Genomic DNA, 8,953 nt, shown 5'->3' with positions numbered 1-8,953 from the left:
CGTCGTCTTGCGGCGAGTCGGATGCGGGGGCGGGACGCGAAAAGCATAGCGGCGCTACGGTTGAGCGGCCCGCCCCCGCAGGCGGCCGCCGCAAGGCGACGCAGGGCATAGGGAGTGTGGGAAAGGCGGGCTAACGCCGCGGCGGCGGGGCCGTGCTGGCGCGGACGATCAGGCGGTAGGGCACGTTGACGTCGCGCTTCGGCCCGGCGACTCCGGCCAGGCGGTCGGCCAGGAGGCGCATCGCCTCGAAGCCCAGCCGCCGGCTCGGCTGGTCGATGGTGGTCAGCGGCGGGTCGGTGACGGCGGCAAAGTAGATGTTGTCGAAGCCGACGATCGAGACGTCCTCCGGCACCCGCAGGCCCGCCTGCTTGATGGTGCGGATCGCGCCCATGGCGATCTCGTCGCTGCCGCAGAACACGGCGGTCGGCGGCTCGGGCAGCTCCAGCAGCTTGGCCATCTGCTCTGCCCCGGTCGCGATCGAGAACACGCCGTAGCGCACCAACTCGGGTTGCAGTTCGAGGCCGGCCTCGGTCAGCGCCTCGGCATAGCCGTTGAAGCGCTTCGGCGTCGCCGTGGTCGCGGCGGTGCCGCCGATATGGCCGATGCGGCGGTGGCCCAGCGCGATCAGGTGGCGCGTCGCCTCCCGCCCGCCGGCTTGGTTGTCGATCTCGACCACCGGCACGCCGGGGGCGGCGACCGGCTCGATCACCGCCACCAGCCGCTGCTGCAAAGCCGGGGCCTTCAGCGGCTCCGGCAGCCGGCCGCCGAGCAGCAACATGCCGTCGACCGCGCCGGTCAGCAGCTGGCGGGCATGCTCCTCCGCCCGCGCCGGATCGCCGGCGGTGTTGCCGATCAGCACGTGGAAGCCCGCCGCCACCGCCGCCTCCTCGGCGCCCAGCAGCACCGAGGCGTGGAACGGGTTGGCGATGTTCGGCACCATCACGAACACCTGCCGCGCCTGCTGCAGGCGCAGGCTGCGGGCCATGCGGTTGACGACGTAACCGGTGTCGCGCACCGCTGCCTCGATCCGTTCGCGCGTCTCGCCGGTCACCCGCGGCGACCCGGCCAGGGCCCGGCTGACCGTCGCCACCGACACGCCGGCGATGCGGGCGATGTCGGCCATGCGCGGCCGGCCGTCCTCGGGTGCCGGCGGCACGCTGCGGCTGCGGCTCACGGCCGGATCTCGGAATGCTGGATCATGCCCCGACGATGCCCTGGAACGGCGGTGCGGGCCAAGGGGGGCGATCGGCCGGATCCGGCCAAGGGCGCATTGCGAATTGACAGCCGGCGCATTCCCCGGTTCACTTGTAACCAACTGGTTACTTCTCGGGCAGGCTTAACCGCCCGGATCATCGGCAACCAAGCAGGGGAGGGTGCGATGTCGGCTGCGATCGGGCGCAGATCCGTGTTGGCCGGGGCGCTGGGCCTGGCGGGGGTCGCGGCGCTGCCGGCCGCCCTTCGGGCCGAATCGGCGCGGCTGCGCGTCGTCTGGTGGGGCAATGACGACCGCACCCGCCGCACGCTCGAGGTGCTGAAGCTGTACCAGGCCAAGGCGCAGGGCGCCGAGCTGGTGGGCGAGGTCAGCAACGCCGAATACTTCCCCAAGCTGGCGACCCAGCTGGTCGGGCGCAACGCGCCGGATATCTTCCAGCTCGAGCCCGGCAGCTTCGCCGATTTCGTCCAGCGCGGCGCCACGCTGCCGCTCGACGATCTGATGCCGCAGCCGATCGACACCGCCGGCGTCGACCGCGACCTGCTCGGCCTCTGTGCCCTCGACGGCAAGGTCTGGGGCATCCCGCACGGCCTGAACTCCTTCGCCCTGATGTACGACACCGCCGTGTTCAAGGCGGCAGGCATCGCCCCGCCCGATCACGAGACCAGCTGGGACGACTATGCTGATCGGATGGCCGAGCTGACCAAGGCGACGGGGCGCGACCAGTATTGGGGCTCCTGCGACGCCAGCGGCTACGGCTTCGCCTTCCAGGTCTGGCTGCGGCAGCGCGGCGCCGAGCTGTTCACCGCCGACCGGGCTCTCGGCTTCAACCAGGACCACGCCGCGGAGTGGTTCAGCTACTGGGACAAGATGCGCAAGCGCGGCGGCTGCGTGCCGGCCGACATCGCGGCGCTCAGCCCGGATTCGACCATCACCCAGATGCCGCTGATCCAGGGCAAGGCGGCGACCAGCCTGGCCTTCTCCAACCAGATCGTCGGCATGCAGTCCGCCACCCAGGTGCCGCTGGCGCTGACGATGTACCCGAACGGCGGCGCCGGCGCGAAGCCGGGGCAGTTCTACCGGCCGGCGTCGTGCTGGTCGATCTATGCCCGGTGCAAGGCGCCGGAGGCAGCGGCCGGCTTCATCGCCTTCTTCCTCAACGACCCCGAAGCCGCCAAGGTGCTGGGGGTGGAGCGCGGCGTGCCGATGAGCCCGGCGACGCGGGAGCTGATCCTGCCGACGCTGAAGCCGGTGGAGCGCGCCACGGTCGATTACGTCAACTTCATCGCCGACAAGGTCGGTCCCTATCCGCCGCCTCCGCCCAAGGGATCGCAGCAGTTCGGCCGGGTGCTGAAGCGGGTGGCGGACACGGTCGCCTTCGGCACGGCGTCGATCACCGACGGCGCCGCCCAGCTGATCGCCGACGCCGGCGCCGTTCTCTGAGGAGATCCGATGTCGGTTCCAGACGCCCGCCCGGTCGAGGAGTTCGACTCCCATCCCTGGCGGTTCGAGAGCCAGGCCACGGACGCGCAGCGCCGGGCCCAGGCCGCTTTCGTCGCCCAGCTGGCGCAGCGCCTGCCGCTGACGCTCGGCGAAGCCTGCTACCTGTCGCCCCAGGCCTATATCTTCCCGGACAGCCTGACGCTGGGCGACCGCTGTCTCGTCGCCGCCGGGGTGCGTCTGCATGGGCAGCTGACCGCCGGCGACCGCTGCTCCTTCAACCTGCATTGCTCGGTGATCGGCCAGGTGCGGATGGGCTCCTGGGTCCGCATCGCCGCCGGCGCCATGATCGCCGGCTTCGACCATGTCTCAGACGATCCGGAAACGCCGATCGCGCAGCAGGGCGTATCGTCCAAGGGCATCGAGATCGGCGACGACGTCTGGATCGGCGCCAACGCGGTGGTCACCGACGGGGTGCGGATCGGCAGCCACTGCATCGTCGCCGCCGGGGCGGTGGTCACCCGGGACGTGCCGGACTATGCGCTGGTCGGCGGCAACCCCGCCCGGGTGATCCGCGACCGGCGCCGGCCGCGAGGGGCTCCCCCGGCCGACGCGCTGCTGGCCGAGGTCAAGGCGTTCGACGCGCGGATCGGGACGGAATGGCCGGCGATCCTCGCCGCCCACGCGGCGCCGCCCGGCCAGCCCTCCTGGTATCAGGATCCGCGCAACGCCGGGAAAGCGCCGTTCCGGGCCGATTGCGACGCGATCCAGATCGCGGCGATGTTCGGCGCCGTGCCGCCGCCCTTCGATCGCGAGGCCTGGGTCGCCCGCCTCCAGGCGCTGCAGGACCCTGGCACCGGGCTGTGCTTCAACCCGGACACGCCGGATGCGGTGCGCCGCGACCCGCCGGCCGATCCCGGCGGCGACAATCTCTACAACATCCTGTGCGTCGGCTATGCGCTGGAGTGCCTCGGCGCCGGCTTCCGCCACCCCGTTGCCTGGGCCTCGCGGCTCGACCCCGCGACGCTGCAGCGGGCGCTGGACGAGCTGCCTTGGGCGGAGCGCGGCTGGTCCTCCGGCGCCTGGGTCGACGCGCTGGGCACCGCCTACTATCTCAACGCCCGCGACTTCGGCGATCCGGGCGAATTGACCACGCTGATCGGCTGGCTGACCACCCGGGCCAGCGGGAGCACCGGCCTGTGGAGCGGCCCGGTCGCCGACGACTGGCTGCAGCCGGTGAACGGCTTCTACCGGCTGACGCGCGGCACGTATGCCCAGTTCGGCCTGCCGCTGCCGTATCCGGAGCAGGTGATCGATTCCGTCCTGGCCCATCTCCGCCGCTATGGCGGGTTCGAGCACACCGGCTTCAACGCCTGCAACGTGCTCGATGTGGTGCACCCGCTGATGCTCTGCGCCCGCCAGACCGGCCATCGCGCGGCGGAGATCGCGGAGGCCCTGCGCCGGCTCCTCGCCGCCGCGCTGCGGCACTATGCGCCCGGCCACGGCTTCGCCTTCAGCCGCGGCGAGGCGCCGGGGCTGCAGGGGACGGAGATGTGGCTGTCGATCGTCGGCCTGATCCTGACCCATCTCGGCCTGGCCGATGCCGCGAGTTTCCGGCTGGTCGGCGTGCACCGCTGGGGTCCGGCCCTGCCGGTCGACCGGATCCGCTGGCCGCAGGGTTAGGACCGCGGCATCGGCTGACCGAAGACGGTCGTCACCTCGGGGACATCACGGTGTTCCGCAGCCAGCGATGGGACGGGCGGGGGTACCACATGGCCGAAATCCTGAACTCCGGCATGGGAAGCGGGTGCTCGAAGCTCCGCCCCGTCACGCTGCCCTTGGCGAGCAGCACGTCCGGCGCCGCGAGAAGGTTCAGGTCCACATGGCGCCGGATGCAACTATACTTTGATCCTGCTGCGTCTGGCGCCTGACTTCCGGCTGCCCCCATATGCGGGTCACCCAGCCAGTGAGAGAGACCGGCCCATGCCTGCAAGCCTAGTGAATGCCCCCTCCGGCACGATCCTTCTGATCGGCGCATCCCGCGGCCTCGGCCACGCGATGGCGGCCGAATTCCTGAAGAAGGGATGGAACGTCGTCGGCACGGTCCGGGGAGGGGGCCGGACCCGGCTGCACGATCTCGCGGACGCGTTCGCCGGCCGGGTCGAGATCGAGATCCTGGACATCCGCGAGCCGGATCAGATCGCGGCATTGCGCGACCGCCTGTCGGGCCGGGTGTTCGACATGCTGTTCGTCAACGCCGGCGTGACGAACAACCCGGCCGAGACGATCGCGGATGTGACGACCGACGAGTTCGTCAGGGTCATGGTCACGAATGCGCTGAGCCCGATGCGCGTCCTCGAGAGCCTGGAGCCATACGTCCCCGCGACGGGGCTGGTCGGCGTGATGTCGTCCGGGCAGGGCAGCATCACCAACAACCAGACCGGCCAGCGCGAGGTCTACCGCGGCAGCAAGGCGGCCCTGAACATGTTCATGCGGAGCTTCGCCGCCCGCCACGCCGGGACGTCGCGTGCCATGGTGATTATGGCTCCCGGCTGGGTCCGCACCGAGATGGGGGGACCGGACGCGAGGCTGAGCATCGAGGACAGCGTCCCGAGCCTGGTGAACGTCCTGCTTTCGAAGCGGGGCGCCCCGGGCCTGCACTATGTCGACTATCTCGGCTGCACCGTCCCCTGGTGATGCCCGTTACCCCCATACGCCCGAGACCGGGCGCGCCCGCTTGGAGGTCAGCTCCGCCTCCAGCCAGGCGCGGAACAGCTGCACCTTGCGCTGCCGCGCCCGGGATTCGGTGGTGACGAACCAATAGGCGATCTCGGTCGGCGCGGCGATCGGGAAGGGGCGGACCAGCCGCCCGTCCGCCAGCGCGTCGGCGGCGATCAGCTGCCAGGCCATGAACACGCCCTGGCCGGCCACCGCCGCCTCGATTGCCGGGATCGGGTCGGTGTAGGACGGGCCGGACAGGCGCGGCGGCGACGCCACCCCGGCGGCGGCGAACCACTCGGCCCAGGAGATCAGCGAGCCCTCGTCGCGGATCACCGGCACTGTCGCCAGATCGGCCGGGCGCTTCAGCCGCGATGCCAGCGCCGGGCCGCAGACCGGGAACACGGTCTGCGGCATCAGCTTCTCGGCCAGCGCGCCCGTCCAGCCGCCGCGGCCCATGCGGATGGCGCAGTCGATGTCGCCGAGCGCGAGGTCCAGCACCTCGGCGGTGGCGACGAAGCGCAACTCGATTTCCGGATGGGCGCCGGTGAAGCGCGACAGCCGCGGCACCAGCCAGCGCGCGGCGAAGGCGCTGCCGGTGGTGACGGTCAGGATGCCGGCGCGCTCGACCGCCAGCGCCGCGATCGCGTCGGCCAGCATGCGGAACCCGGCATCCAGCATCGGCCGGATCCGCCACAGCTCCGCGGTCGGCACCAGCCCGGTCGGGGTGCGCTCGAACAGCATCACGCCCAGCCGCGCCTCGGCCCGGCGGATGTGCTGGCTGACCGCGCCCGGCGTCACCCCCAGCTCCTTCGCCGCGGTCGACAGCGAGCCGCCGCGCGCCACCACCGCGATGGCGCGCAGCGCATTCAGCGGAATCGGGAAAGGCGAGGCCATGCCTCTTCTTTGAGCGGCGGAGGGCGGGCTGTCCAGCGCCGCCGCATCTAGCGGGCCGAGAGGTGTTGACTCGTAAATATCTACTTAGTTATATAACCATATGGTTTTGGAAGACTCGCTCACACAGAAATTCGCCGCGCTCGCCGATCCCACCCGGCGCGCCATCCTGCTGCGGCTCGCCCGGGGCGAGGCCACGGTGTCGCAGCTGCAGGCCCCGTTCCGGATCAGCCAGCCGGCCATCTCCAAGCATCTGAAGGTGCTGGAGGGGGCGGGGCTGATCGAGCGCGGCCAGGCCGCCCAGTCGCGGCCGCGGCGCCTCAACCACATGGCGCTGAAGGAGACGGTCGAGTGGTTCGACCATTTCCGGAGCCTCTGGAACGACAGCTTCGACCGCCTCGAGACGCTGCTCGAAGCGGTCACCGAACCGCAGCCCGAACCGCAGCCCGAACCGCAGAAGGACGACCGATCATGAGAACCGCCACCGCCGACACCGAATTCGTCATCACCCGTCTGTTCAACGCGCCGCGCAGCCGGGTCTGGCTGCACTGGACGAGCGCCGGGCTGATGTCGCAGTGGTTCGGCCCCCAGGGCGTCACCACCACCGTCAAGACCCTCGATCTGCGGCCGGGCGGGATGATGCATGCCCGCATGGACCGGCCGGATGGCGGCCGGATGTGGGTGAAGTTCGTCTATCGGGAGGTGGTCGAGCCGTCGCGCCTGGTCTGGGAGCACTCCTTCTCGGACGAGCAGGCCAACATCGTCGAGTCACCCTTCGGCGGGCCGCGGCCGCTCAGGATCCTGTCGGCCGTGACCTTCGCGGAGGAGGGGGCGGGCACCCGGATGCGGCTGGCCTGGACGCCGCTCGATGCCACCGGAGAGGAGCGGCAGGCCTTCGCCGGCATGCTGGACTCGATGGCCGAAGGTTGGGGCGGCTCCTTCGACAAGCTGGACGAGGCGCTGGCCGGACGCTGAGCAGCCATCAGGCCTATGGAGATTTTCTATAGGCCTGGAGAGACACTGTCCATCGCAGCCGCCGGCCGGCGGATCTATCTCTTGGAGAAGATCTGCCGAGGAGGCTGCGATGTTCTCCTTCCTGCGCCGCCGGGAGTTCCGGCGCGAGCCCGACGGCGCCGAAGCGTTGCTGGCCATGACCCCGCGCGAGCTGGCGGACCTGCCCTTCTGGGTCGAGCCGCCGCAGCCGGATGGCGACGGCGGCGCGGGCGGGGTCACAGCCCGAACCGCGCCTCGGCGTCTGCCAGCGTGAGGGAGAAGAGCGGCCGCCGCCCGGCCAGCAGCGCCAGCGGCCCATCCGCCGGGAACTCCCAGCCCGGGCCGCCGAGGCGCGGCCGGCCGGTGGCGGCGGCGCGGGTGATCCGAATGCCGAACTCGTCCGGCTGCAGCACCCGCAGCGGGACCGGCAGGCGCAGCGGCAGGGCGCGTCCCGGCCGGTCCGTGAAGGCGGCTACCAGCCGCTGCGCATCGAACAGCTCGGTCCGACCGCCCGCGGTTTCGAACCGGCCCAGCCGCTTCGGGATCGCCCACAACGCCCGGCCGCCGGCCAGCGAGGCCGGGCTGTCGACCCAGGCGGCGGTGATCGTGACCCCGATCCGCCGTCCCAGCCGCACCGGCACCGCGACCACCAGCTCGGCGTAGGCCAGGTCGCCGCCCGGCTGCCACTCGGCCCGTACCGTCGCCAGCAGCGCGCTGCCGCCCCAGCCCAGCGGCCGGGCGCCGGCCGGCAGCGGCCCCGGCAGCGCCGCCCGCGGCACCCGCCACAGCGTCGTCCGCACCGTACCGCGCAGCCGCCAGGGTTGCGGCGGATAGGCCGGGGCGTCAGTCATCCCCGTTCGGGATCTTCAGCAGCGTGCCGCAGGCCTTGCAATGCACCGCATCCGGGTCGTGCCGCTGCAGCCCGCAGGTCGGGCAGTCGAACTGCACCTTGTTCGGCCGGAACAGCGTCTGCGCCAGCCGCGCGAACAGGCTGATGCCGACGATCATCGTGACGATGGACAGAAGCTTGCCGGCCGTGCCGGGCAGGGTGATGTCGCCGAAGCCGGTGGTGGTCAGCGTGGCCACGGTGAAATAGAGGGCGTCGACATAGCCCTCGACGCCGCTGTCGGTCCCGGCGAAGCCCGTGTAGACGAAGCCGGTCACCACGAAGACGAAGGTGACCAGGGTCGACAAGGTGCGGGCGACGTCCTCCCAGCGCGTGTCGTCGTAGCGCTGGCCGACCGTCGACCAGAAGAACTCGCTGTGGAACAGGCTCCACAGCCGCAGGATCCGCAGGAAGCCCAGGTTGAACAGCAGCTGCGGCGCCAGCAGCGTCGCCAGTACGAACAGGTCGACCCAGACGATCGGCTGGCGGATCCAGCTGCGGAGACCGCGCCAGGACACCGCCCGCGCGAGGAGGTCGAGCGCCAGCAGCACGGCGATCGCATAGTCGATGGCCAGGAAGGCGGCCGTGTCGCGCAGCACCGGCGCGATGATGAAGAAGGCGATGATCGCGAAATCGATCACCAGCACGCCGAGGCGGAAGCGGATCGCCTCGGGGCTGCGCCCGTGATACAGCGCGCGCAGGATGCCCCTCAGCCGGGCGAGCCGGCCCGGCGGGGCGGGGGAGTCGATCGGCGTCATCCCCTCTTCTGTACCGGAAGCGCCGGCCCGCCTCCACGCCGAACCGGACGC

10 protein-coding genes are annotated in these 8,953 nt (G+C 71.3%); 6 read left to right on the top strand and 4 right to left on the bottom strand.

Features of this window, described 5'->3' with window-relative positions:
* Nucleotides 1-130: 130 nt before the first annotated feature.
* Nucleotides 131-1,174 carry a LacI family DNA-binding transcriptional regulator gene (locus tag ACFW16_RS32220; RefSeq protein ID WP_380313086.1) on the bottom strand — a complete coding sequence of 348 codons (1,044 nt, stop codon included), beginning with the start codon at nt 1,172-1,174 and terminating at the stop codon, nt 131-133.
* Between the two features lie 204 nt (nt 1,175-1,378).
* On the opposite strand from ACFW16_RS32220, the gene ACFW16_RS32215 reads away from it, so the two are divergent.
* From ACFW16_RS32215 to ACFW16_RS32205, 3 genes are all read left to right on the top strand, one after another.
* Nucleotides 1,379-2,656, top strand: a complete 1,278-nt coding sequence (locus tag ACFW16_RS32215) for an ABC transporter substrate-binding protein (RefSeq protein ID WP_380313083.1) — start codon at nt 1,379-1,381, stop codon at nt 2,654-2,656.
* A gap of 9 nt (nt 2,657-2,665) precedes the next feature.
* Nucleotides 2,666-4,336, top strand: coding sequence for an acyltransferase (locus ACFW16_RS32210; RefSeq protein WP_380313081.1), 1,671 nt, complete (start codon nt 2,666-2,668; stop codon nt 4,334-4,336).
* A 300-nt stretch (nt 4,337-4,636) separates the two neighbouring features.
* Nucleotides 4,637-5,350, top strand: a complete 714-nt coding sequence (locus ACFW16_RS32205) for an SDR family NAD(P)-dependent oxidoreductase (RefSeq protein ID WP_380313079.1) — start codon at nt 4,637-4,639, stop codon at nt 5,348-5,350.
* A gap of 6 nt (nt 5,351-5,356) precedes the next feature.
* On the opposite strand, the gene ACFW16_RS32200 is transcribed toward ACFW16_RS32205, so the two are convergent.
* A complete protein-coding gene (locus tag ACFW16_RS32200; protein WP_380313077.1) occupies nt 5,357-6,268 on the bottom strand; it encodes a LysR substrate-binding domain-containing protein in 912 nt (303 codons plus the stop codon).
* Nucleotides 6,269-6,374: 106 nt separating this feature from the next.
* Here ACFW16_RS32200 and ACFW16_RS32195 point away from each other — a divergent pair, with 106 nt between their 5' ends.
* The 3 genes from ACFW16_RS32195 (at nt 6,375) to ACFW16_RS32185 (ending at nt 7,532) form a co-directional block, all read left to right on the top strand.
* A complete protein-coding gene (locus ACFW16_RS32195) occupies nt 6,375-6,740 on the top strand; it encodes an ArsR/SmtB family transcription factor (RefSeq protein WP_380313075.1) in 366 nt (121 codons plus the stop codon).
* Nucleotides 6,737-7,240 (top strand): SRPBCC domain-containing protein, encoded by a 504-nt coding sequence (locus ACFW16_RS32190; protein ID WP_380313073.1) that lies wholly within the window; start codon nt 6,737-6,739, stop codon nt 7,238-7,240. Before ACFW16_RS32195 ends, ACFW16_RS32190 begins: the two co-directional genes overlap by 4 nt.
* Nucleotides 7,241-7,349: 109 nt before the next feature.
* Nucleotides 7,350-7,532 carry a hypothetical protein gene (locus tag ACFW16_RS32185; protein WP_380313071.1) on the top strand — a complete coding sequence of 61 codons (183 nt, stop codon included), beginning with the start codon at nt 7,350-7,352 and terminating at the stop codon, nt 7,530-7,532.
* Here the strand turns inward: ACFW16_RS32185 and ACFW16_RS32180 are convergent.
* Both ACFW16_RS32180 and ACFW16_RS32175 read right to left on the bottom strand, forming a co-directional pair.
* A complete protein-coding gene (locus ACFW16_RS32180) occupies nt 7,495-8,109 on the bottom strand; it encodes an acetoacetate decarboxylase family protein (protein WP_380313069.1) in 615 nt (204 codons plus the stop codon). The genes ACFW16_RS32185 and ACFW16_RS32180 overlap by 38 nt on opposite strands.
* Entirely contained in the window at nt 8,102-8,902 is an 801-nt protein-coding gene (locus ACFW16_RS32175; RefSeq protein ID WP_380313067.1) for a potassium channel family protein, read from the bottom strand. Before ACFW16_RS32175 ends, ACFW16_RS32180 begins: the two co-directional genes overlap by 8 nt.
* Between the last annotated feature and the right edge of the window lie 51 nt (nt 8,903-8,953).

Source organism: Inquilinus sp. NPDC058860 (genome assembly GCF_042743185.1).
Taxonomy (GTDB): Bacteria; Pseudomonadota; Alphaproteobacteria; order DSM-16000; family Inquilinaceae; genus Inquilinus.
The sequence above is the reverse complement of the archived record's forward strand: the minus strand, read 5'-3'. Positions and strand labels throughout refer to the sequence as shown.